Origin of the sequence: Roseibium sp. MMSF_3412 (assembly GCF_030733265.1) — a bacterium.
GTDB lineage: Bacteria > Pseudomonadota > Alphaproteobacteria > Rhizobiales > Stappiaceae > Roseibium.
Window position 1 is genome coordinate 83,323 of record NZ_JASHJI010000004.1, and the last position, 24,983, is coordinate 108,305.

At 60.5% G+C, this 24,983-nt stretch carries 18 protein-coding genes; 6 read left to right on the top strand and 12 right to left on the bottom strand.

Annotated features, from left to right (window positions below; genetic code table 11):
* Positions 1-58: 58 nt before the first annotated feature.
* The 12 genes from addA to RBB49_RS09355 all read right to left on the bottom strand — a co-directional run bounded on the left by addA (position 59) and on the right by RBB49_RS09355 (position 18,712).
* On the bottom strand, positions 59-3,568 hold the full coding sequence (gene addA, locus RBB49_RS09300) for a double-strand break repair helicase AddA (protein ID WP_306142471.1): 3,510 nt from the start codon (positions 3,566-3,568) through the stop codon (positions 59-61).
* Entirely contained in the window at positions 3,565-6,711 is a 3,147-nt protein-coding gene (gene addB / locus RBB49_RS09305; protein ID WP_306142472.1) for a double-strand break repair protein AddB, read from the bottom strand. Before addB ends, addA begins: the two co-directional genes overlap by 4 nt.
* Positions 6,712-6,802: 91 nt before the next feature.
* Positions 6,803-7,504, bottom strand: coding sequence for a nucleotidyltransferase family protein (locus tag RBB49_RS09310; protein ID WP_306142473.1), 702 nt, complete (start codon positions 7,502-7,504; stop codon positions 6,803-6,805).
* Positions 7,505-7,577: 73 nt separating this feature from the next.
* Positions 7,578-9,113, bottom strand: coding sequence for a tRNA (adenosine(37)-N6)-threonylcarbamoyltransferase complex ATPase subunit type 1 TsaE (gene tsaE, locus RBB49_RS09315; protein ID WP_306142474.1), 1,536 nt, complete (start codon positions 9,111-9,113; stop codon positions 7,578-7,580).
* Positions 9,114-9,127: 14 nt separating this feature from the next.
* Positions 9,128-11,638, bottom strand: a complete 2,511-nt coding sequence (locus tag RBB49_RS09320; protein WP_306142475.1) for a PAS domain-containing sensor histidine kinase — start codon at positions 11,636-11,638, stop codon at positions 9,128-9,130.
* A gap of 243 nt (positions 11,639-11,881) precedes the next feature.
* The gene (ahcY, locus tag RBB49_RS09325) at positions 11,882-13,270 is read right to left on the bottom strand and encodes an adenosylhomocysteinase (RefSeq protein ID WP_306142476.1); all 1,389 of its coding nucleotides are present in this window, start codon (positions 13,268-13,270) and stop codon (positions 11,882-11,884) included.
* A 212-nt stretch (positions 13,271-13,482) separates the two neighbouring features.
* Complete coding sequence (locus RBB49_RS09330; RefSeq protein ID WP_306142477.1) at positions 13,483-14,793, bottom strand: class I SAM-dependent methyltransferase; 1,311 nt, start codon at positions 14,791-14,793, stop codon at positions 13,483-13,485.
* A 101-nt stretch (positions 14,794-14,894) separates the two neighbouring features.
* Positions 14,895-15,164, bottom strand: a complete 270-nt coding sequence (locus RBB49_RS09335) for an HPr family phosphocarrier protein (protein ID WP_306142478.1) — start codon at positions 15,162-15,164, stop codon at positions 14,895-14,897.
* Positions 15,165-15,186: 22 nt separating this feature from the next.
* Positions 15,187-15,591, bottom strand: a complete 405-nt coding sequence (locus RBB49_RS09340; protein WP_306142479.1) for a PTS sugar transporter subunit IIA — start codon at positions 15,589-15,591, stop codon at positions 15,187-15,189.
* A gap of 116 nt (positions 15,592-15,707) precedes the next feature.
* Entirely contained in the window at positions 15,708-16,175 is a 468-nt protein-coding gene (locus RBB49_RS09345) for an HPr kinase/phosphorylase (RefSeq protein ID WP_306142480.1), read from the bottom strand.
* Positions 16,172-17,989: a sensor histidine kinase gene (locus RBB49_RS09350; RefSeq protein ID WP_306142481.1), complete on the bottom strand. Its 1,818-nt coding sequence runs from the start codon at positions 17,987-17,989 to the stop codon at positions 16,172-16,174. The genes RBB49_RS09345 and RBB49_RS09350 overlap by 4 nt, the downstream gene beginning before the upstream one ends.
* A gap of 24 nt (positions 17,990-18,013) precedes the next feature.
* Positions 18,014-18,712: a response regulator transcription factor gene (locus RBB49_RS09355; RefSeq protein ID WP_029064229.1), complete on the bottom strand. Its 699-nt coding sequence runs from the start codon at positions 18,710-18,712 to the stop codon at positions 18,014-18,016.
* Between the two features lie 485 nt (positions 18,713-19,197).
* Here RBB49_RS09355 and RBB49_RS09360 point away from each other — a divergent pair, with 485 nt between their 5' ends.
* From RBB49_RS09360 to RBB49_RS09385, 6 genes are all read left to right on the top strand, one after another.
* Positions 19,198-20,808 carry a phosphoenolpyruvate carboxykinase gene (locus tag RBB49_RS09360; RefSeq protein ID WP_306142482.1) on the top strand — a complete coding sequence of 537 codons (1,611 nt, stop codon included), beginning with the start codon at positions 19,198-19,200 and terminating at the stop codon, positions 20,806-20,808.
* A gap of 135 nt (positions 20,809-20,943) precedes the next feature.
* Entirely contained in the window at positions 20,944-21,276 is a 333-nt protein-coding gene (locus RBB49_RS09365; protein ID WP_306142483.1) for an XdhC family protein, read from the top strand.
* A gap of 13 nt (positions 21,277-21,289) precedes the next feature.
* The gene (locus tag RBB49_RS09370; RefSeq protein ID WP_306142484.1) at positions 21,290-21,919 is read left to right on the top strand and encodes a LysE family translocator; all 630 of its coding nucleotides are present in this window, start codon (positions 21,290-21,292) and stop codon (positions 21,917-21,919) included.
* A 2-nt stretch (positions 21,920-21,921) separates the two neighbouring features.
* The gene (locus RBB49_RS09375; protein ID WP_306142485.1) at positions 21,922-22,617 is read left to right on the top strand and encodes an XdhC family protein; all 696 of its coding nucleotides are present in this window, start codon (positions 21,922-21,924) and stop codon (positions 22,615-22,617) included.
* Positions 22,614-24,242, top strand: a complete 1,629-nt coding sequence (locus RBB49_RS09380) for a molybdopterin-binding/glycosyltransferase family 2 protein (RefSeq protein ID WP_306142486.1) — start codon at positions 22,614-22,616, stop codon at positions 24,240-24,242. Before RBB49_RS09375 ends, RBB49_RS09380 begins: the two co-directional genes overlap by 4 nt.
* A 249-nt stretch (positions 24,243-24,491) precedes the next feature.
* On the top strand, positions 24,492-24,701 hold the full coding sequence (locus tag RBB49_RS09385; protein WP_306142487.1) for a hypothetical protein: 210 nt from the start codon (positions 24,492-24,494) through the stop codon (positions 24,699-24,701).
* Positions 24,702-24,983 lie beyond the last annotated feature (282 nt).

The window sequence follows — 24,983 nt, forward strand, 5'->3', positions numbered from 1 at the left end:
CGCCTACCCGATGCAAGCGTGTCTGTTGGCCCGAACGTAGGTACCGTCAGGCCGGTCGTCAAGCCGAAGTGCCATCCGGTTTGAGCGAGGCAAGCGTGCGATCGAGAATCTCGGAGGGAATTTCCATCAATGATGGTGTCGACGTCCAAAGGAGGCAGGCAGAAACATCGCGGTCCGGATAGATCTGGCGCAGCAATTCCCTGTAAACGCTGAGCTGCGCCCGGTATTCAAGCGGAACGGCGTCCACGGTTTCAGGCGGATTGAAATTGGTCTTGTAATCCACAATCACAACCCGGTTATCCTCAACAAGCAACCAGTCGATCTGTCCGGACACATCCACTTCCGTTCCATCGCTGGCGCGAATCGAACCCACCACAGGTACTTCCGCCTGCGTGGCCCCCCTGAACAACGGTGCGAAGTCATCAGATTGCAGGATCGCTCCAACCTCATCCAGAAGCCGTCCGGCATAACCGGTGAATTCGGGTTTCAACTCCTGTTGCAGAAACCTTTCCGCCGATGCCAGGCGCTCTTCCTCTGGTATCGCGGGCAGGAGTTCCAGCAACCGGTGTACCAGGCGACCCCGCTCCAACGGCCAGGATGCGGGCCGGGTATTGCCCAAGAGCCTTGCAGGTGCGGGAACCGGCTCGATCCCGTCCTTGACCTCCAGATCCTCGAAGGCTTTTGAAGGCTGCAACCGTTTCTTCTTTGGAAGGGGCACAACCGGCGTCAGCAGCCAGTCCGGCAGGTCCGCCGGCCTCGCTCCATCCTGCGGCTGAGATGGTTTCGCTGCATGTGACGATGCTTCTTCCCCCGCATCCCGCATCTGCCAGCGCCAGCCGACAACATCGCCGTTTTTGTCCCTCAGCTCCTTTGCGCCAGGCTTCAGCGCCCGCTCCACGAGTGCATACCAGCACTCCTCATGCTGTCCGCGCTTTGGTTCCCAGCCGCACACGATCAGGCGATCTTCCGCACGTGTCAGCGCCACGTACAAAAGCCGTCTGTATTCTTCAGCCTGCGCGGCCCGCAATTCTTCAACGGCGGCATCGTGCCAGGGCGTCCGGTCGACCTTGGGAGGCAACCACACGAGTGCCGGTGGAAGCAGATCATTGTCCAGTCGCCTGTGCGGCAGAAAGGCCGGGTCATGAATGGCGCTAACGGGTGCTGCGCCCGGATCGACAAGCACCACGATCCGCGCCTCCAGTCCCTTGGACCCGTGAACGGTCATGATCCGGACCATGCCCTTGGTGTTGGTGAGTTCCCGCTTGATTTCCGTCGGTGCGGCGGCCAGCCAGGCCAGAAACCCTTCCAGCCCGGGTGTTCCGGCCTGTTCGTAAGCGGTGGTCAGCGCCAGAAACTCGTCCAGAACGTCATCTACCTCAACACCGAGACGCGCCCGGAAAGCCTTGCGTCCGCCATCCGGGCCAAGAAGCCGTGCAAAGAACTCGTAAGGCGGAACGAAGTCGGCCCGTGCGCGCCAGTCTTCCAGACGGGCGCGGACCGACTGCCACTTCTCCTCGGTTTCCGAGCGTTTCACCAGCATTTGCCAGAGTGTGCCCGGCCGTGCCTTTTCGTCCGTTTCGCGTGCGATCTCGACAAGATCGCCGTCCGAGAGCCCGAATATCGGGCTCTTCAGAACGGCCGCGAGCGACAGATCGTCTTCGGGCAGCAGCATGAAACGACCGAGTGCGGTCAGGTCCTGAACGGCAATGTGCTCGGTCAGAACAAGCCGGTCGCTACCTGCCGTCGGAATATCGAGCGCCTTGAGTTCCCGGTTGAGCGCATCCACAAAGGGACCGCGCTTGCGGACCAGGATCATGACGTCACCCGGATCGGCCTGACCGCTGCGGACCCACGCGGAGATCCCGGCAGCGACCTTGCGGGCAACCTTGAGCATGGGGCTGCCCGACCCGATGTGATCGATCGGCAAACGCCAGTCTTCCGGTTCTTCCGTTTCCGCGTCAGTTTCGAGGGGCCACAGATCAACAATGCCGGGATCGCGCCGGATCGCTTCATGTACCGGCGCGCTCACGTCCTGAGACAGGCCGCGATGAGCGCTTTCGTCCTGAAAGACCTTGTCGACCGCTCCCAGAACGTCCGGAGTGGAGCGGAAGGAAAGCTGAAGGTTGACGGAGTGGAACTCCTGTTCCGCGGCTTCCGCCCTGCTTGAAAAGGCCCGGCGCATCGCATCGAAATAGGCCGGCACCGCGCCCTGAAAGGAATAGATCGACTGCTTCTCGTCGCCGACGGCAAAAAGCGTCCGGGTGCGTTCGTGCGCCCCGGTTCCGGCAAAGAATTCCGAAGCAAGCGACGTCACGACGTCCCATTGGCGCGGGCTTGTGTCCTGGGCTTCGTCGACGAGAATATGATCAAGTCCCTGATCCAGCTTGTATTGGACCCAAAGCGCGGCATCGGACTTTTGCAGCAAGGTCGCGGACTTCACGACAAGGTCTTCGAAGTCCAGAAATCCACGCCCGGTCTTGGCGCGCTCATAGCAGGAGATAACCGCTTCGGCGAGGCGCAACAGCGAGGCCGTTCCCTGATAGGTCACGATTTTCCGCCGCGCGTCCAGTTCCGCCAGCAACCTGACCTGCTCGGCCAGCAGAGCATCGGCCATGTCGGGGAAGTCCGACGCGAGTTTCTTGGTCGCCAGGGACTTTCGCGGGTCCAGTTTCGAGGTCAGGAAGATCGATTGCCATGCCTCCCGGAAGAGGACCGGGTCTTTCAGCCGCCTTGCACTGACAAGGTCTTCGCCCCGTTTCTGGTCCGTCTTGCCGCCGGTCATCAGCGCTTCGCGGAAACTCAGGCACATGTTCAGATCCAGCGGGCACGTTTCCATGAACCGCGTATCGAAATCAGAAAGCCGGTCCGACGGCGACACATCCAGCAACCCGGCGAGCTCCGCGAGCGCGGCTTCAAAGCCACCGGCGTCAAAGGTCCAGCGGCGGAATGAATCGCGGTCGCGGATCACCTCTTCCAGCGCCTTTTGGACACCGCCGTCACTCATGAGATCGATCACCGACGCGAGCGCCTGGCCGAGAGGGCTTTCCGGTTCCAATTCAGCCGTGTGCAGCACACCGCCGAGCGCTTCGGCCATCAACTCGGCGGCGACGCGGTCGTCAAGCACGGAGAAGTGCCCGGCCACGTTGGCCTCGAGCGGAAACTGGTGCAGCAGGGCCTCGCAAAAGCCGTGAATGGTCTGGATCTTGAGACCGCCCGGCGTCTCGAGGGCTCGTGCGAATTGCCGTCTTGCCATGGCAAGCCTGGAGGCCTCCGGCCTGCGGCCCTCAATCGCCTGCAGCTCGGCCGCCAGAGCGTCATCGGACATCGTCACCCAGTCGCCCAGGATCCTGAAGACACGGGTCGCCATTTCCGCAGCAGCTGCCTTGGTGAAGGTCAGCGCCAGAATGCGGCCAGGGTCGGTGCCGTCCAACAGCAACCGGACCACGCGGCGCGACAGGACGAATGTCTTGCCGGAGCCGGCATTGGCGCTCACCCAGGCGGATGCACGCGGCCGGGACGCCAGGTCCTGGCGCTGCCGCGTCAGCTCCGGGATCTGGAAACCGCTCATTGCGTCTCCTCACCGCCGAGCGCCCATTCCTGCGCACGGGCAAGATGGTCGTAGTCGCCGTCCAGCGCGCGCCCGCGCATCACACGGGCACGGGAAAGATAGCCGGTTTCCGGATTGAAATAGTGGGCAATCAACTGCTCAAGACGGGTCCAGGCATCCTCGACCAGTTCCTCCAGTTCCCTCTCCCTGGGATTGCGCAAGATTTCGAGAACAGGCTCATCGCCACCCTTGAGCTGGAGATAGAGCAATTCCGATATGGGCCGGTCGGAGGGCACGCCCTTGAAGCCGGCCCGGCGCACCATGGCGGCTTCAAGAGACAGCTGCGGCGACAGCAGCGCATCCACCTGTTTCTGCGAGGGCACCTGTCCGGTCTTGTAGTCGATAACCGAAAGCCCGCCAGACTTCAGAATGTCTATCCTGTCCGCCCGCCCGCGCAGGCGGAACGCGAAGCCGGGGAGCCTGAGGTCGACACCGCCACCTATCTCCAGAAACCGGCCGTCGATCTCCTGCTCGCGCCGGTCTTCAAACGCGATGAAACCGGCCGCGATTTTCTGGAACCTCGGCCACCACATGGCGCGTATGGCCGGAAAGGCATCCAGCGGTTCGAACAGCTCTTCACCGATCTGCGTCAGCGCCGTCACTGCACGCTCGTCCATAGGCCCGGACCATGTTGACAGGAACCGGGCCAGGGCATCATGGATCAGGTTGCCCTTGTCCGCCGCCCCGGGCTCGCCGCCGATCGGATCGACCGGCTGAAGCTCCAGAACGTGCCGCGCGAAGATCGCGTAGGGATCGCGGATCAGCCGCTCGATTTCCGTGATCGACAGCGACTGCGGCCGCGCTGCGAGCGGCGGTGCCGGACTTGGACGCGGCGCCGGTCTGACAGGCCCGGCCGGCTGGTCCACCAGGGCCGCCAGGCGTGAATAGACGCTGCCGCGCTGCTCCATTGCGCGGGTCACCTCCGGCCCGGCCAGCGTGGTCAGGCGTTGCAGCCACCTGGATGCGACTGTTGGCGCGCCATCCGTTCGTGCACTGCGCGAAAGCAGAACGCGTGCAGCACCCAACCCTTGTGTGAAATCATGCGCAGATGCGCCGAGCCGGCGCTCGGGCGGTTCGAGGCCGATGTCCCGCTTCATCGGACGGTTGAGCCAGGGGTCGTTGCGCGTCCTTTGCGGCCAGACGCCCTCGTTCAGTCCCCCCAGAACAACAAAATCGAAGTTTTGCAGGCGCGCTTCCATCGGGCCGAGGACCTGGATCCGCTGATCTCCAGGCAAACGCCGCCGGACGGCTTGTCCCGCCATGAAGGCGGGCAGAACGGATGGCCATTCCGACGGCGATATCGCCAGACCGCTTGCCCCGGCTTCCAGAAAGCCGTTCAGGAACTGCGCGAGCGCTTCACCGGCTTCACCGGCATAGAGTTCGTCGAACGATCCGGTCTCGTCGCTTGCAAGAGCCTGGACGACGTCCACCTGCAAGCGCGCGAGTTGCGTGACGGGAACAGGCTCTGCACTTTCCGCCAGACTTTCAAGCGGGGCGAGCGCCGTCGCCAGTCTTTCGACCAGATCGGCGATGACATCCCAGTCGCCTTCGTGAACCTTCTTCCAACGCGGAATGTGGGCGGTGTCCGCCACCTCCCGGCTCACCTCCACGGCAGCCCGCAGACCGCCGGTTCCGGCCCTTGCCCGCGGGCCGCGCAGCACACCGCGCTCCAGCGCGCGCGCAGCGGAGCGGATATCCTTGAAAGGCAAACCGAGGCGCGCAAGCGGATGTTTCAAAAGCGCCAGCAGATCGATCGGCTCGCAACCGTTCAGCGCCAGTTTCGCTGACAGCAGCAGCAGCACCGCAGGGGCCGTCTGATCGAGCGGGCGTCCCGCACTGTCGTCAACCTGGATGCTCCATCTTGTCAGTTCCGCAGCCACACGGCGGGTGAGCATCCTGTCAGGTGAAATGAGTGCTGCGCTTTCGCCCCGTTCAATGGCTTCGCGCAGGGAAATGGCAAGGCTCAGGGCTTCGTCCGCCTCGTTTCGCGCCGACAGGACCGAGACACCTTCAAGCGCAGCCGCCCGGGCTTCCACATCTGTCCCTTCCAGGTAGGCCGTCCACTGATCGGACGTGTCGGCAGGCCGCAGCGCTTCGGAAACGAGTTTTTCCCGGAGCAATTGATCGGGACTGATCCGGTCCTTCAACGGGACAACATCCGGCCGAGTGGCCCCGAGCCTGTCCAGAAGCTGCCTGAAAGAGAATTGAGGATGCGAGGGCAGTGTCGCGGGTCCTTTTGGCGCGGCAACGCGGCCTGATCCGGATGGTCTCTCGTCCTGCTTAAGGAGTGACCAGGATCGATCATCGAGATGAGGGTCCAGACCGGGCAGAACGATGGCACCGCGCTCAAGCCCGGCAACAACCTTCAACAGTTCAGCCGTCGCCGGAACCGAGCCCGTGACGCCAGCCACAATCACGGGGGCGGCAGAGGTTTCACCGGCAAGCCGCATTGCCTCCCGCCGGATCAGTGCAGATCGGCGCGCCTTGGGGTCCATCTGCCCCCGCTCGCTCAGATGCGCCGGCCAGGCCTGCTGTACGATCTTGAGGAAATCCAGGGTGATTTGCCAGTAGCGGGCAAAGTCCTCCGGGACGAGAGACCCAAGCTGCGACCAATCCGCTTCTTCCGTTTCAATTTCGTCCATGAGCGCAAGAAGGTCCGCGGCGAGCCACGCAGCATCGGCTGTCGATGCCGGTACGCCAAGAGGTTCATCAAGCCGCAGGTTCAGGACTTCGCGCCGGAGCGCTCCTTTCCAGGCCATGACAAGCCGTGTCATCGTCAGGTGGCGCTCGGTAAGCGGGATTGCCGGAGGCAGCGGAGCCAGATCCGCCGATGCGCCGAGGCTCAACACGTCTTCGTCTGCGTCGCCGACAGGTCTGATCCTGGGGAGCAGCACAGGCCTTGCGCCGAATTTCTTCTGAAAAATCGCGGGCAGCAACCGCGCCGAGCGCCGCGTCGGCAGATAGATGGTTGCGGACGGCAGCAGGTGCGGGTCTTCCAGCGGGCGAAAGCCCGGTACAAGGGTACCGTCAACAAGGGTATCGACCAGCGTCTCTAGAAACGGAACGGACGGCGGAACGGAAAAAAGGCGCTGTCGCTCGGACATCTGTCTCCTAGTGCGGTGAATTTGAAGTTCGCATCATTGCTCCTGCGGCCTCCGAAGCGAACTTCAGAATAAGGTGACTGGGGTCCTGACCCTATGCCGCGCTCTCGCGCACCGCGTATTCCGCCGCACGGATCGCATCCGGGGTGCCGATATGCAGCCAGAGACCTTCCATCTGAACACCGAACAGACGCCCGGCTTCGATCGCGCGGTCGAACAGGATGTTCATGGAGAACGGCCCCTCCGGCGCCCCTTCGAAGAGCCTCGGATGCAAGATCGCCGCACCGGCATAGGCAAAGGGTGTGACACCCTTTTCCAAACGTCTCGTCAAACTGCCGTCCCTGGCGAGTTCAAAGTCGCCCCGCCCCGAATAACCGACCGATTTCACCGTTTCGGCGACCAGCAGCAGGGCGTCCATCCGGTCTCCGTCCCAGGCGTCGATCAAGTGTTCCAGGTTGGGTTTGACACCTTCGATCCAGTAACACGTGTCCGCATTCAGCTGCAAAAACGGATCCTCGCCCAGGAGGGACAGCGCCTTGTTGATGCCGCCGCCGGTTTCAAGCAGTTTTTCGCGCTCGTCGGAAATCAGGATTTCCATGTCGTTGCGGCGGCGTACGTGGACTTCGACCAGATCGGCGAGATAGTGGACGTTGACGACGCATGTCTTCACGCCTGCGGCCGCGAGACGGTCCATGCCGTGGTCAATGAGCGCCTGCCCGTTGACCTCGATCAGCGGCTTGGGCGTCGTCGCGGTCAGGGGCCGCATCCTCTTGCCGAGACCGGCAGCAAGGATCATTGCCCTTGTTGGTCGAAACCGCTGTTGTTCCATCGTGTCTCTCAAACGGTTGCTCCTGCCAGGCTACACGCGCTCAATGCCGGAATTGCCCATACCAGTCTTTCAAATCGGACATTCCCGGACGTTCGAATACCCGGTCCAGATAGCCTATCATACGCGGCAGATGGCTCAAATATGAGGGCTTGGAGTCCCGCCGTGCCAGTCTTACGAAGATCCCGAGGATCTTGGTAATGCGTTGTGCCGCCATCACCGAATATGCCCTTGAAAAGCTTTGCCTGTCGAAACCTGGCGAAAGCGTTTCCATCTTCCCGACATAGGCATCGTAAAGGCGTGTTTCCAGATCGGTGCCGATATCCGTGCGGGCATCGAGCAAAAGCGAGGCAACATCGTAGGCAACCGGCCCGATCACCGTGTCCTGCAGGTCGATCAGCCCGATACGGTCGGTACCGCTCGCGCCTTCCTGCCAGAGCAGGTTCGGAGAATGGAAATCACGCAATACCCACCCCCGCTGCGCATCGGCGATGCCGTCCAGGCTCTGTTGCCAGAGTGCCTCGAAGTCTGTCCGCATTGCCGCATCGACAGGGGTCTGGCCCACTTCTGGCACATACCAGTCGAGAAAAAGCGAGGCTTCGGCAATCAGGGCCTTGTCCGAGTAGGGCTGCAACACATAACGGCCGCCTTCCGGCAGCGCGACGGTGCCGGGCCAGGTCTGGCTGTGCATCCTGGCGAGGACCTCGACAGCGGCCTCGTAACGCTCTGGATCGGGCTTTCCCCCGACGACAATCGTATCCCTCCCGAGATCCTCGAGCAGCACAAGCCCCTTTTCCGGATCGGCGGCAATCGTCTCCGGCGCCCTAATGCCCCGCTTGCGCAACTCCATGCCGATCGCCAGGACCGCGCGGCAGTCCTCGGCAAGGTGAACGCTCTTCATGTAGGTGCGCACGCTCTCGGGCACCCCGCCTTCGCGAAACGGCCAGCGCATCAGGACCCGTTTCCCGTCCACTCCGGCAATGCTTTCAAACGTGCGCAAGGATGCGTCACCGGCAAGAAAGCGGCGCGCCACGCCCGTGAACCCCGCCCCTTGCAGAAAAGCGCGCGTGTCCCGCGTCTGCCCGATCCGGTCTCTCCACGCCTGCTGCTGCGCATATAGATCAAACCGCCGCCGCCCCTCATCATGATCATCATCATCGGGCTGACTGATCTGGATCCACAACGCGTCCTGCGGCAGCAAGTCCTCGGCCATTTCAGGCCATTCGATCAGCGCGGCACCGGACTGGAGCAGATCGGGAAGACCCAGTTCTTCAATCTCTTCCGGCTCCTCCAGCCGGTAAAGATCGAGATGCGCGAGGTCGAACCTCGGCAGCTCGTAGGACTGGACGAGCGTGAATGTCGGGCTTGGAACGTCGAGGAGATCGTCGTCGGCGAGCGTCCTGATCAAGGCCCTGGCGAAAGTGGACTTTCCGGCGCCGAGATCTCCGGAGAGGCAGACAACGTCGCCCGCCTTCAGGATCATGGCGATATCCTCGGCAAAAGACCGAGTCTCCGCCTCGTCCTTCGTCTCCACTTTGAGAAATGACGCAGGAAGCTCCCGCAGCCGATGCTCTGCCATGGGCCGTCCTGTTGCTATTCGGCGGCGACCTGATCTGTCAACTCGGGCTGGGACGGGAACACGCAGGTGACCGTGGTTCCCTTGCCTTCCGCCGACTGAATATCGACGCTGCCCCCGTGAAGCTCGACAAAGCTCTTGACGATCGCAAGACCAAGGCCGGCGCCCTGCCGCCGGCTGCCGGTATCGTGGCCGACAAACCGGTTGAACACCTGTTTCAGAACCTCGGCCGGGATACCGTAGCCATGGTCCTGCACAACAAATGTGACCGAGTCCTCGTCGCGATTGCAGCTTATATCGACAACGCCGTTTTCTTCCGAGTACCGGACCGCATTCGCGATCAGGTTGAACAGAACCTGCCGCAGACGTTTCTCATCGGCAACGATCACACCGATGTTCTCCGGAACATCCATGCGAAGCGAAATCTGCGCCTCCGCGATCCTGTCCTTCAGCCCTTCGACAGCAGCCGACACGGTCGACGCGACATCAACCTCGCCGAGATCGAGTTCCATGATGCCGGCATCGAGCGTCGCCAGATCCAGAATGTCGTTGATGATCGCGAGCAATGCGGACGATGACGACTGGATGTATTCGGCGTATTCACCCTGCTTTTCGCTGAGTTCGCCGAATTTCGGATCGGACAGAAGCTGGGCGAAGCCAATGATGTTTGTCAGCGGCGAACGGAGTTCGTAGGAGACGTGCTGGATGAAGGCGTTCTTGATCTGGTCTGCCTGCTGCAGCGCGTCGTTCTTCTCCAGAAGCGCGCGCTCGACATTCACGCTGTCGGTCACATCAACAAAGGTGACAAGCGTTCCGCCATCCGGCAGGGGCACCGTGGCATAATCGAGCACGTCGCCATTGTGGCGCTCCAGGCGGCTGACCTTGTGCGTCCGGTTGTCCAGGAGACCGGTGACGTTTCTGGCGAGCTGCTGCCAGGCTTCCTCTTCCGTTTCGCTGAGCGTACAGGCGGCGACAACTTCATTGACGTGCGGCAGTTCGGCCAGCCGGTCTTCCTCGATCTGCCAGATCCGTCCGAACGCCGGGTTCCAGAGCCTCAGCTTGCCGTCCGACCCGAACACGGCGACGGCTTCGGAAAGATTGTCCAGCGTTTCCCCCTGGACGCGCGTCAATGCGTTGTACTTACTTTCCAGATCCAGACGCTCGGTAAAGTTCTCGTAAATATATGTCACACCGCCCTGTGGATGCGGATTGGCGATGACACGCAATGTGCGCCCGTCGGGCAGGTGCCACCAGTTCTCGCGTGCCTCAAGCGACTGATAGCTTTCCAGCATCTTGTTGCGCCAGACACGGTAATCGGCCTGTTCGGGCAGCTTGCGCGACGCGCGCAGCGAGTCGAGCACCGTGCCGTCCTCCGGCTTGCTTTCCAGGAAGGCGTCATCCAGGTCCCACAATTGCCGAAACGCGGCATTGTAGAACTGGAGTTTCCTGTCGCTGCCGAAGATCGCAACGGCGGCGGCAAGCTGATCGAGGGTACGGCCGTGATAGTCCTCCGCGCGGCCGAGTTCCTTACGCGCCTGTTCAAGTTCACTGATGTCCACGGCAATGCCGGCGCCGCCGACACTCGCGTTGACATCGGTCACTTCAAAAACCCGCCGCGCACCGGATGCGACAATCGGTATGCGTGCACTGAAACAGCCGTCTTCGGTGCGCTGAACAGCCATTGCCGTGCGCGCCGCGGCATCCAGGAAGGTGACGCCGTCCTTCACGGCGCTTTCCGCGTCCGGTACTTCGACCGCTTCCGCATATGCAGCATTCGCCCAGCTTAGATTGCCTTCCGAATCCCGTTGCCAGGCCGGTGCCGGCATGGCATCCAGCAAGGAATGCAGCATGTGCAGCTCGCCGGAGATCTTGGCATTGCGCGCGGCAAGTTCCGCCTGCATCTGCCGTTCGCCGGTCAGGTCGCGCAACCTCAGGACCACCGCACCGCCGGTCGTGCGGCCCAGCGCTTCCACGTAGGTGCCTGCCCGCGTTTTCAATGTTGCGGTAAAAGCCTCGCCCACGCGAAACAGCATGTCGAGATGGCGCTCCAGATCACCCGCGCATTTTGCGGTGAGCCAGCTGCCGAATGCGAGCAATTGCGCAGGAGGACGCGGCACGCCGGACTTTTCCGGCAAAACACCCCAGATCTGCGGGACGGCCCCGTTGCCCGTCCAGACAATCACGCGCTGCTCGTCCGTGTTGAGCATGGCTTCGAGCCGGTCGACGCGGAACTTGAGGTCCGCCTTCTCCTTCTCGAGCGCGGCGGTAACCAGAGCAGATTGCTTGCGGTGACGGACAAGGGAGATTGCGGCTGTGACGGCGAAGGCGCACATGCCGCCGACCGCGCCGACAAGGATCATGGCACCGGGATTGATGGCAGCGGAGGTATTGGCGAGCATGTCCGCGGAAACCGGACCCGTCATAAAGCCATAGCCGGCAAGCGCAGTGCTGCCGAGCTTGACAGTTTTCAGACTCCGATCTCGCCACGACGCGCCAAAACGCACGTCGTCCCTGCCGCCTTTCGGCATTTCCTGATCCCCTTACGCCGCCAATCCCGCTATGCGGGTGCAGCCCCCGGTTTCTGGGAGCAAATCAGAGACATTTGCCTCCTGGCCTCTGATTCGTTTCAACCATAACCTTTTTGAGAATCACGCAGAAGAGTCCGTAACCGAAAAGTTAACAGAACCCTTCAAATTGAAGGGTTCTGCATTTTTTTGTTCACATGGTCGAATCACGGCCATCACTACATGTAGTGGCCGTGAATTCGCAAATCAGTACTTGTAGTGCTCCGACTTGAACGGACCAGTCTTATTAATCCCCAGATAATCGGATTGGTTGTCCGTCAATTCGGTTAACGTGACGCCGAGTTTCTCGAGGTGAAGCCGGGCGACTTTTTCGTCGAGATGCTTCGGAAGGACATAGACCTCGTTCTTGTACTGATCACCCTTGGTGTAGAGTTCGATCTGCGCCAGAACCTGGTTGGTAAAGCTCGCGGACATGACGAAGCTCGGATGGCCCGTCGCGTTGCCGAGGTTTACCAGGCGCCCCTGCGACAGCAGGATCATCCGCTTGCCGTCGGGGAACTCAACCATGTCGACCTGGTCCTTGACCGGGCGCCACTTGAAGTTCTTCAGCGCGGCAACCTGGATCTCGTTGTCGAAGTGACCGATGTTGCAGACGATCGCCATGTCTTTCATGCCGCGCATGTGGTCCAGGGTGATGATGTCCTTGTTGCCGGTCGCGGTGACATAGATGTCGCCTTCCGGCAGCGCCTGTTCGATGGTTTTCACCTCGTAACCGTCCATCGACGCCTGCAGCGCGCAGATCGGGTCGATTTCCGTGACGATCACGCGCGCACCGGAACCGGCCAGCGACTGGGCAGAGCCCTTGCCGACATCACCATAGCCGCAGACAACGGCAACCTTGCCGGACATCATGACGTCCGTGCCGCGGCGGATGCCGTCGACGAGGGATTCACGGCAGCCGTAGCGGTTGTCAAACTTGGACTTGGTGACGCTGTCGTTGACGTTGATCGCCGGGAACGGCAGCTGACCGTTTTTCTGCATTTCATAAAGACGCAACACGCCGGTCGTGGTTTCTTCCGAAACACCCTGGATCAGGTCACGTTGTTTCGTGAACCAGCCCGGATGCGATGCCATGCGCTTCTTGATCTGAGCAAACAGGCATTCCTCTTCCTCGGACTGCGGATCTTCGATCAGACCGGTTTCACCTGCCTCGACCCGTGCACCCATCAGAATATACAGCGTTGCATCGCCGCCATCATCGAGGATCATGTTCGCGCCGTCGGCGAAGTCGAAGATCTTGTCGGCATAGTCCCAGTACTCTTCCAGCGTCTCGCCTTTTATGGCGAAAACCGGAATGCCGGCTGCGGCGATCGCGGCAGCTGCCTGGTCCTGCGTGGAAAAGATGTTGCAGGACGCCCAGCGCACTTCCGCACCCAGTGCCACCAGCGTTTCGATCAGGACAGCCGTCTGGATGGTCATGTGCAGAGACCCGGCAATGCGGGCACCCTTGAGCGGTTTGGCGTCGCCGAATTCTTCGCGGCATGCCATGAGACCCGGCATTTCGTGTTCGGCGATCTCGATTTCGGTGCGGCCCCAGTCTGCGAGCCCGATGTCTTTGACGATGTAGTCGGTCATGAAAATGTCCTGCAATTGAACCCAGCTGATTACGCCGGCCTGGTGTATGCAGCCGCTTTTCGTGCCCATCGCAGAAAGCCGATGGAGACGGCAGCCGAAAGCCGGTTTCCGGAGCATGCCGGAAGCCGTTGGCGCGGTTATAGCGCCGAGGACCACTTCATGCAATAAAGATATAAAGAATTCTTTATATCATTTCTTTAGAAGGTGTCATCTTACCGGTAAAGGTCTTCGCGGGACGGCGGCAGGCCGGACGGTCCCTTGGTTCTGCGCGATGCCACTGTCTGGAAAATGCCGATCGAGCCGCGCTCGAAGCCGAGCGAAACGCCGCACAGATAGGCCAGCCAAAGCCGGTATTTCTGTTCGCCGATATCCGCGATTGCGGCCTCCCTGACCGCCATCAGGTTCTCCGCCCAGAGCCGGGTCGTTCTCGCGTAGTGCTCCCGCCAGGCTTCCACGTCATGAACTTCGAACCCGTGGGATTCCAGATTGGTCAGGGTCCAGCCAATGTGATCGACCTCACCGCCCGGGAAAATGTAGCGGACCAGTGCCTGGTATTCCGGCTTCTTGCGGCGGAACTTGTTCAGATCCTTCTTGCCGCGCCGCGTGATCGCGTGGTGCAGATAGATCCCGCGCGGCTTCAGCAGACGATGCACGCTTTGAAAGTAGTTGTCGTAGTTGTCCAGGCCGACGGCTTCGAACATGCCGATCGAGGAGATCTTGTCGAACTTCTCACCCTTCATGTCGCGATAGTCGATCAGTTCCACGGACACCTTGTCCTGCAGCCCGCGCTCCTCGATCCGGTCGCGTGCGAGTTTGAGCTGCTCTTCGGCCAGGGTCACGCCCACGGCCGTAACGCCGTAGTGCTCGGCGGCGTGGCAGATGAGTGCGCCCCAGCCGCAGCCGATATCGAGCATCCGGTCGCCGGGTTTCAGGCGGAGTTTCCGGCAGATCATGTCCAGCTTGTCTTTCTGTGCTGTCGCCAGATCGTTGGACCAATCCCTGAAATAGGCGCAGGTGTAGACCATCTCCGGATCGAGGAAGAGCTTGTAGAAATCGTTCGACACGTCGTAGTGAAACGCGATGTCGTCCTTGCGGCTGCCCGACCCTCTATCGGCTACCGCGCCCGCATCGAGGCCGTCTTCCTGTTCCCGTGCCGCCGGCTTTCCTGCTCCCAGAAACAGCGATGCGGCGTTCTTCATCAGGAGAAACTTGTTCAGCCGCTTGCGCAGTTCCCGGCTTTTCAGCTTCGGCCGCTTTTCCGCGAAATCGAAGATGGTGCCGCCGCGCGGGTCGATTTCGCCGGTCGAATAGAGGTCGACCACGGTCTTTATGCGCGGGCTGCGCAGCAATTTTGTCAATGCTGCCGGAGCGACGGCGATCCGCAGAGCGTCGGCACCCATGTCTTCCGGTATGCGGCTGCCGTCCCAAAGCTCGAACCCGAATTCCAGGTCCAGCGCCTCGTGAATATGGCCAAGTGCAGCGCGGGCTGCGGCAATGGTTCGGTCACCGGATTGGCTTGCCATGATCGTCCTTCAAAGATGCAATACGCGGCCCTGGTTCAATATCCCCTGCCGGCTCCACGCAACATCGGATCGCGTGATGCAGCCGACAGATCTAAAAACTATCAGTCTGTCTCGCCAAACCCGCTTTCAACAAGTTCGGAAATCGCCGTCAGGGCTGCATCGGCATCGGTACCGCTGACACAGACACGGATGCAACATCCCGGGCTTGCGGCGAGCATCATCAGCCCCATGATCGACGTTCCGCCAACGGTCTGGCCATCCTTCGATACCTGTACGTCGGCTTCGAAGGTTTCGACAAGTTTGACCAGTTTGGCTGAAGCGCGTGCGTGAAGTCCGCGGCGGTTGACGATTGTCAGGTCTTTTTCAATCAAATCCAATGCTGTCCTATTCGTTTCAATTCTGTCCCGACAGCACCTGACTTGCGACTGAAATATATTTCTGACCGGCCTGGCGGGCCTCGTCGACGGCATCTGCAAGTTCCCTGTCAGCGCGCACGCTGGCAAGCTTGATCAGCATGGGCAGATTGACGCCCGCCACCACTTCGACGGACTTGCTGTCCATGACCGAGATCGCAAGGTTTGACGGCGTGCCTCCGAACATGTCGGTCAGAAGGACGACACCATCTCCGGAATTGGCGGCTTCGACAGCCGACAAGATGTCCTGCCGTCTTTGTTCCATGTCGTCATCAGGGCCAATGGAAATGGTCTCGATCTGCTCCTGGGGACCGACGACATGCTCCAGCGCCGCCTTGAATTCTTCAGCGAGACGTCCGTGCGTAACGAGTACTAGTCCGATCATTCGGTCTTCAGCCTGACTATCGTTTTCCTGTGCCCTGGGCGGACCATGGCTCTATCAGTCTGATGCACTCTCTTCAACCGGTTAACCAGTTGCAAGCAAAAAACGCGGCGCTCGCGCTAAATGTAATCCGGCATGCCCCGAAACAGGTGTCTGAGGCACCAGCGGATACGTCTTATGCTTTCCCATGGCCGGTTCTCGGGGCACGCACACAGGGGAACCGGCAAACCGTCTATGTTCTCTGACCCGACACCGCCTTCCGGAAGCCGCTCGATCGTATCTGCCGGTTTCAGATCAACGAGCAAATGGACCTTCGCCACGGGCAGGAACGCCGTCTTGACCAGCCCCTTGCCGCGCACTTCCAGAAGCCCGGCGATGGTTTCCGGCGCCCGCGCGGCAAGCTGACCATGGCAGGACGACAGATAGACGCGGTCGTCAGCAACCAGAAGACCGAGATTGCCCTTGTTTTTTGCCGCTTCGATCAAGATGTCGGTCAGTTCCGACTTGCCGCTGCCGGATCTGCCTCGAATGACGATGCCCCGCGTGCCGACAACCAGGCAATTGGCATGGACCGCCTGTGTCGTCACTTGCCAGTTCCGGCAGGCAGATAGATTGTGAAACGGGCGCCGACAATCACCGTTTCGCCGTCGCTGTCCATCTCTTTCCGGTTTGTCGCGGAAATCGATCCGCCATGGGCTTCGATGATCTGTCTTGAAATCGACAATCCAAGTCCGGAATTGTTGCCGAAGCCTTCTCCGTCGGGGCGGTCCGTGTAGAACCTTTCGAAAATGCGCTCCGTGTTTTCCGCCCTGATGCCCGGTCCGTCATCATCAACCGTGATCCGGATACTGCGGCCTTCGCGCGCAAGATCCACGCGCACCGTTCCTTCGTCCGGCGAGAACGAGCGTGCGTTGTCCAGCAGGTTGCTGATCACCTGACCGAGGCGGATGTCGTGCCCCTGCACCTGGTAGGGCTTGTGGCCCGGCGCGTCTGCGACCGTCAGCTTGACCTTGGTCTCCTCGGGTCCGGTCCTCTGGTTGACGGCGTCGGCCATGTTGCGCAGCAATTCGGCAAGGTCGATGGTTTCGGACTGAATGCGCGCGAGTTCGGCATCCAACCGCGATGCGTCGGAGATGTCGCTGATCAGACGGTCGAGACGGCGGACGTCGTGCTGGATGACTTCCATGAGCCTGTCCTGCGAGGCCTTTGTCTTGGCAAGCGGCAATGTCTCGACTGCGCTTCTGAGCGAGGTCAGCGGGTTCTTGAGTTCGTGTGCCACGTCGGCCGCGAATTTCTCGATCGCGTCGATCTTGTTGTAAAGCGCGTTGGTCATCTCCCTGAACGCGCGCGCGAGGTGTCCTATCTCGTCCTGGCGGTCCGAGAAGTCGGGGATCTCCTCGCGTGAATTGGACCCGCGGCGGACACGGTCTGCCGCGGCGGCCAGACGCCGCACCGGTCCTGCGATGGCCCCGGCGAGCAGGATCGACAGAAGGATTGTTACGGTCGCGGCGAACAGGAAGACGCGAATGATGGCTATTCTTTCGGCACGCACGATGGCGTCGATATCACCGCCCTGCGTGGACAGAAGCAGCGACCCGAGGACGGCCCTGAACCGCTGGATCGGCACGGCAACGGAAACGATCAACTCGCCGCGCTGGGAGATCCGGGTCACGCTTGCCGGCGAACCGGCAAGCGCCGCTTCCACTTCCGGATAGGCACGCCCGTCGCCGCCGCCGACTTCCTGGTAAAGCGGCAGGTCGCCTTGAGAGAGCCAGCGCTTGGTCCACTGCCAGGCGGAATCCCAGAAACCTGTTTCCTCGGCGGTCGGCGGCGGCAGATCGAAGCGAAGGATCTGCGCGCTGGAATAAAGATGCCGCGAGTCGAGAATTAGAATGCCTTCCGGGTCGTAGATGCGGGCGCGTGTCTTGGTCGGCGAGATCAGACGCCGCAGGACCGGTCCGACGCGCTCCGGATTGATGGGGAAGTCAAGGCTGTCCAGATCATCGACCGTCGGCGTGATGCTTTCGCCGGCCTGCAATTGAAGCAGGCGCTCCGGATCGACGGTGATGGTGCCGGTGTCAACGGTCGCGGAAGCGGCAATTGCTCCGGCGATGATCTCGCCCTGGGTCAGAAGGCTCTGCACCCGCGCGTCGATCAGGCCCGCGCGAAACTGGTTGAGATAAAGGATGCCGATCACGAGCGCGAGCAGGCCGACCAGATTGATCGCGATGATCCTGCGTGTCAGCGACGACAGGACATAGGTCCCGAAAATGCGACCTATCTGACTGAAAAGCCTGCGGCGGATACGCTTGTTGCCGAGGCGGCGCAAGCGTGAGCGTTCCGATCCGCTGGACGGATCAGGCTGGACAATATTCTCAGCACTCTCGCTTTCAACCGCCATCCACGTCTTGTCTCAATGGCTGTTTCAGACTTCCCGGAAACGATACCCTACGCCATAGAGTGTTTCGATCATGTCGAAGTCGTCGTCAACCACCTTGAATTTTTTCCGCAGGCGCTTGATGTGACTGTCGATGGTTCTGTCGTCAACATAAACCTGGTCGTCATAGGCCGCATCCATCAGTGCATTCCGGCTCTTGACGACACCGGGACGCTGCGCAAGCGCGGACAGGATCAGAAATTCGGTGACTGTCAGCGTCACAGGCTTGTTGTTCCAGGTGCAGGTATGACGTTCCTGGTCCATGACCAATTGCCCGCGCTCGAGCAACTTGTCCGCATCTTCCCTTGGCGCGCTGGCATCTTTTGGCTGTGCACGGCGCAGGACCGCGCGGACACGTTCAACAAGGAGGCGTTGCGAAAACGGCTTCCGGATGAAGTCGTCCGCGCCCATCTTCAGACCGAAAAGTTCGTCGATCTCGTCATCCTTGGAGGTCAGAAAAATAACAGGAAGGTCAGAGTTCTGGCGCAGGCGGCGCAGCAGTTCCATTCCGTCCATGCGCGGCATCTTGATATCGAATATTGCCAACTGCGGCGGATCGCTCTGCAACCCGTCCAGGGCTGAAGTCCCGTCCGTATAGGTCTGGACCCGATATCCTTCTGTTTCCAGAGCAATCGACACCGAAGTCAAAATGTTACGGTCGTCATCGACCAGAGCAATCGTCGGCATGCTTCAATTTTCCAATTCGGTCAGCACGAAAGGCGCTTCGCCTTTACTGTAACATACAGCCTTTGGCCTGCTAAATGCGCATAAATTAAGGCAAACAGGTTTTTCCGGGGGAGCGAAGACTTGCCGATCAGGTTGCTCACTCCCGCGATCTCAAAGAATTACACGCTCCGTGTGCCTGAACTGTGCGCCAATGCGAATAACTGCACTCAGACGCGCGCAAGGTTAACAGATAGGCGCGATTCTGGTGCGAAAATTTTCGGTTTCCCGAAGAAAACGAATATTCCGAAGGTTTCGTTTATTACTTCGCCCATCAAATTAATCATCGTTTTTTTTGTACAGTATTTTAATCGATTAAACAAAGACATAGCACCTTTAGTAGTCTTGCTGCTCAAATATCCTTCCACTAGTTTCGCAGCCCTCATTGCCGGATCAGTGGTTTCGACTGTCGCCGGCCAACTGAATGACCTTACGAGGACGGCGGTAAAATGCAGGAAACAGGCGTCAGGAATCCTTCCAATGGCAGCGAAACGTTCGGATTCAGCAATCTGAACGCAGTCTATTGGAACCAGAGCGAGCCTGCCCTTTACGAGCATTCCCTCAAGCGCGGCGAAACAAGCCTTGCCGCCGGTGGCGCACTCGTCGCCGAAACGGGTGTCCACACCGGACGGTCTCCCAGGGACAAATTCGTGGTCCTGGACGACCAGACCAAAGACACGGTCTGGTGGGACAACAATGCGCAGATGTCTAAAGCCCAGTTCGACACGCTGATGTCGGATTTTCTCGCCCATGCGCAGGGTCTTGATCTTTATGCGCAGGACCTGTTCGGCGGTGCGGACAAGGCGCATCGCCTGCCCGTTCGCGTTTATACCGAATTTGCGTGGCATTCGCTGTTCATTCGAAATCTGCTGCTGCGGCCCGAGACAGCGGAACTCGCAGGCTTCGTTCCCGAGATGACAATTGTCGACCTGCCGAGCTTCAAGGCGGACCCGGAGCGTCACGGTTGCAGGTCCGAGACGGTCATTGCCTGCGATCTGACGCGCAAGATCGTTCTTATCGGCGGCACCTCCTATGCAGGCGAAATGAAGAAATCCGTCTTCACGATGCTGAACCACCTTCTGCCGGCCAAAGGCATCATGTCGATGCACTGCTCGGCCAATGTCGGCGACAGGGGCGACACGGCGGTGTTCTTCGGCCTGTCCGGCACCGGCAAGACCACGCTTTCGGCAGATCCGGCACGCACGCTGATCGGCGATGACGAGCATGGCTGGAGCGAAAACGGTGTCTTCAATTTCGAGGGCGGCTGCTACGCCAAGACCATCAAGTTGTCCGCCGAGGCAGAACCGGAAATCTATTCCACCACGCAACGCTTCGGCACCGTTCTGGAAAATGTCGTTCTGGACGAAAACCGCGTTCCGGATTTCGACGACGGTTCCAAGACGGAAAACACCCGCGCGGCCTATCCGATCCACTTCATCTCCAATGCGAGCGAGACCGGCTGTGCACCCGTGCCGCACACCATCATCATGCTGACTGCGGACGCGTTCGGTGTCATGCCGCCGTTGGCCCGCCTGACGCCCGCGCAGGCGATGTACCACTTCCTGTCCGGCTACACCGCCAAGGTCGCCGGAACTGAAAAAGGCGTGACCGAGCCCCAGGCGACCTTCTCGACCTGCTTCGGCGCCCCCTTCCTGCCGCGCCATCCGTCCGAATACGGCAATCTCCTGAAGAAGCTGATCGCCGATCACAATGTGGATTGCTGGCTGGTCAACACAGGATGGACCGGCGGCGCCTACGGCACCGGCCACCGCATGCCGATCAAGGCAACGCGGACCCTGCTGCAGGCCGCACTCTCGGGTGAACTGAAAAACGCCGAGTTCCGCACGGATCCGAATTTCGGCTTCGATGTTCCGGTCCAAGTAACCGGCGTCGATACGACGATCCTGACACCCCGCGAAACCTGGGACGACAAGGCGGCATATGACGTTCAGGCCTCCAAGCTCGTTCAGATGTTCGTCGACAACTTCGAAACCTTCGAGAGCCATGTCGACGGAACCGTGCTAAGCGCCGCTCCGGCGCTCAGGTCGGCGGCCGAATAGGCTTCCTGTTCCTCACCATGTTCAGACGGCGCCCGTCATCCGGGCGCCGCTTGTGCTTTAGGACGGCTTTCATCCGCTCTGGAAACGTCTATATTCAGGAGACCTAAGCGGGCAATCTCCAAGAGCGGAAACCTCATGACCAGTGACAACCTGCAAATTGCGGACGTGCTTCAAACGGCCGAGGACTGGACCCGGGCCGGCCGGCACGTCGCTCTGGCTACCGTGATCGAAACCTGGGGATCGGCACCACGGCCGACCGGCTCCCATCTGGTGATCGATTCGGACGGAAATTTCGAAGGGTCGGTGTCCGGCGGCTGCGTTGAAGGCGCCGTTGTTGCCGAAGCCGTCGACGTCATCGAAACGGGAAAGCCGACCACACTGGAATTCGGCGTTGCCGACGAAACCGCGTGGCGTGTCGGGTTGTCCTGCGGCGGCCGCATCCGCGTTTATGTCGAACCCGTCAACTGATTGAGATACTGCTTTGCCGACAACCGAAACATTCCTCGCCTTTCTCGCCGCCACGGCGCTGTTTGCCTATATGCCCGGCCCGGCCGTGCTTTATACCGCTGCACAAACCATTTCACGCGGCCGGCGCGCCGGCTTTTTGGCGGCTGCCGGAATTCACATCGGGTGCTACGCACATGTCTTTGCCGCGGCGTTCGGCCTGTCGGCGATCTTCACCGTGGTGCCGACGCTCTATTTCGCGCTCAAGGTAGCGGGTGGTGTCTATCTGATCTTTCTCGGCATTCAGATGATCCGCACCCGTGTGTCGAGCGGCCCGGTTCCCGAGCTGCCGCAGAAATCCGCGCGCAGAGCCTTTCTCGACAGCATTCTCGTTGAAGTGCTCAACCCGAAGGCCGCCATATTCTTCATTGCCTTCCTGCCGCAATTCGTCAGCCCGGAGGCCAGCCTGCCGATCTGGGTGCAGTTCCTTGTTCTCGGGACGATCGTCAACTTCGCATTTGCGTCCGCGGATGTTGCGACGGTGCTGTTTGCCTCCGAAGTCAAGAAGCGCCTGGGCCGGACGTCCAGGTTCCAGGATTTCACGCGCTGGATCGGCGGATCGCTGCTGGTCGGCCTCGGCGTCAGACTGGCAACGGACCGGGCATAAAAATGGACCGCGGATTGCTCGAAGCGCTCAACTCGGAACGTGCCGCGCGCCGTGCGGCCATTCTGGTTACACACCTTGAGGACGGATCGCAGTCTCTGATCCGGAAGACCGATGACTATGCGTCCGAACCGCTGGCTTCGGAGTTCGACAAGCGCTTTCGATCCGGCAGGTCCGGAACCGTGGAGAGCGAAACCGGCGATGTTTTCCTGACGGTCTCGGTCCCTGCACCCAGGCTTGTCCTCATCGGGGCTGTCCACATCAGCCAGGCATTGGTGCCGATGGCTGAAATCGCGGGATTGGATGTGACGGTCATAGACCCGCGCACGGCCTTTGCAACGGAAGACCGGTTTCCGGGCAGCACGCTCAAGGCTGAATGGCCGCAAGATGTTCTGCAAGAAACGCCTTTGGACGCCTTTACGGCTGTCGCCGCCGTAACACACGATCCCAAGATCGACGACTTTCCGTTGATGGAAGCGCTCCGCTCGGATTGCTTTTATGTCGGCGCACTCGGCAGCCGGAAAACCCACGGAAAGCGGCTGGAGCGGTTTACCGAAGCCGGCATCGATCCGGACCTGTCAAACCGGATCGATGCGCCGATCGGGCTTGATATCGGGGCAGCATCACCTGAAGAAATCGCGGTTGCAGTGCTTGGCTCGATCATCCGGGCGCTGCGCAAGCCGCCGGAGCACGGCACATGAAGTTCGGTCCCGTGCCGCTGGAAGACGCTGCCGGCTGCATCCTTGCACACAAGACGAACCTCCCGGACCGGGTCCTGAAGAAAGGTCATGTGCTGACAGCCGAGGATTGCCGCGCGCTTCTGCAGCACGGTCTGGAGACGGTTGTCGCGGCACGTCTTGAGGCCGGCGATATCGAAGAAGACGAGGCCGCCCGGCGTCTTGGGCTGGCGGCCAGGGGCGTGGCGGTCAGCGAAGACACAGCCTTTACCGGCCGCATGAACCTTTACGCAGACAGCGCAGGCATTCTGGTCGTCGACACGGACGCGGTGATCGCGGCAAACCGGATAGACCCGGCCATCACCTTCGCGACACTGCCGAACCACTCGAAAGTGACGGCGGACCGCATGATCGCAACATCAAAGATCATCTCCTTCGCCGTTCCGGAAAAAGACCTGACACGCGCCGAGGCGGCGGTTCGCGGTGCCGTCCGGATTGTCCCGTTCAGGCCCCGGAAAGTCGGACTTGTCGCGACCTGCCTGCCGCATCTCAAGACAAAGACGATGGACAAGACACGGCGGGTTCTGGAAGACCGGCTGCGCCCAAGCGGAAGCAAGATTGTTGCCGAAGCACGCGTGCCGCACGATGAGCGGTCCGTGGCGACAGCGATGGCATCGCAATTGGCGGAGGGGGCGGATTTCCTTGTTCTGTTCGGCGCGTCAGCAGTGGTCGACAGACTTGATGTGCTTCCCGCAGCGGTCGATCTTGCAGGCGGCACTGTTGCCCATCTGGGCATGCCCGTCGATCCGGGCAATCTGCTCATGCTCGCGGAATTCAAGGGAGCACCCGTTCTGGGCGCACCGGGATGTGCGCGCAGTCCGAAGGAGAACGGCTTCGACTGGGTGCTCGACCGGTTGCTGGCAGGCGTTGACACCGGCCCGGACGACATTACCGCCATGGGCGTCGGAGGCCTGCTGATGGAAATCGGGACCAGACCGCAACCGCGCGAAACGAAGCGGCAGGCACCTTCCGCCAAAGTGGCCGTCATCATTCTGGGTGCCGGAAAATCCACACGCATGGGTGGACCGAACAAGCTGCTTGCGAGGCTGAAGGGCAAGTCACTCGTCAGACATGCCGGTGAGGCTGCGGCAGGCGTGACCCCTGCGCAGACGTTGCTGGTCACAGGCCACCTTGCCGACAAGGTGAGCGCCGAGGTTGCCGATCTCGATATCGTGCCCGTTTTCAATCCCGACTTCGAAGACGGCATGGCGAGTTCCATCAAGACGGGGATGAAAGCACTCGCTCCCGACACGGATGCGGTGATCATTCTCCTCGGCGACATGCCGATGATCACCACAGCGAACCTTCGCGACATGATCGAGACCTATCGCGGCAATCCCAACGGTCTCATTGTCGCGGCGACCGCAGACGGCAAGCGGGGGAACCCCGTTCTCTGGGACAAGCGCTTTTTCCATGAACTGGCAAATTTGCGGGGTGATATCGGTGCGAGACACATCATCGCGGAAAACCCCGGCTTTGTTGCCGAGGTGGAAATCGGTACATCCGCAAGACTGGATCTGGATACACCTGAAGCCCTGGAAAACGCGGGTGGATCATTCGCAGAGCAGCAGGATGCCGGCGAACGCTGAAAACCACTAACTTAACGTTAATCTGCTATGCGCTGAATGCAGGCCGGAAATGCCTGTTGCACTATTGCATTTTTGTGACATGCCGCTTATGTAAACCCTGCGCTCGCTGAAGGGAACCTTTCACGGGTTGGATGGGTTTGAACGTCCCGGGCGCTGGCAATATCCGAGATCTATCGAAAGCTGTTCGGATCCTCTCCTCCCGAGGATGCTCGAGCGCTTTTGTCGCTTGAACGAAAAGGAAAACAAAAAATGGCTGACTTGTCTCTTCCGCGTCCTGGCTGCTGCAAATGGGCCGAAGGTGATGCAGGCAACTACACGTTCCCGTGCAACAACCGCGTCGAAGCCGGCGTGTCCTATTGCACCGAGCATAGCGCAATCGTTTATATTCCGCCGGAAGAGCGTCGCCGTAACCGGTCTTCGGGTGGAGGCATGAGCCTGTCTTTCCGTCGCGCGGCCTGATCCGAAGGGCTCGCCGCGAACGCAGCCCAGGCTGCGCGTCACACGCTTTCAGAACCCGGCTTCACGCCGGGTTTTTTGTTGCCTGCTTCAGGGAGGCAGTGCATGCATGACCGGCAAGTCGATCAAACCGCCGTACAGTTCGCCGCCATGACCGTTGAAAAATTGGCTTCTGACGCGAATGCACGCAAAACCGGGGCAACAAGCCGCAAGCAAAGACCCTTGTCAAAACTAATTATGTCCTGACAGTTTCTTTACGAAGCCATGCAACTATTTGTCTTTTTT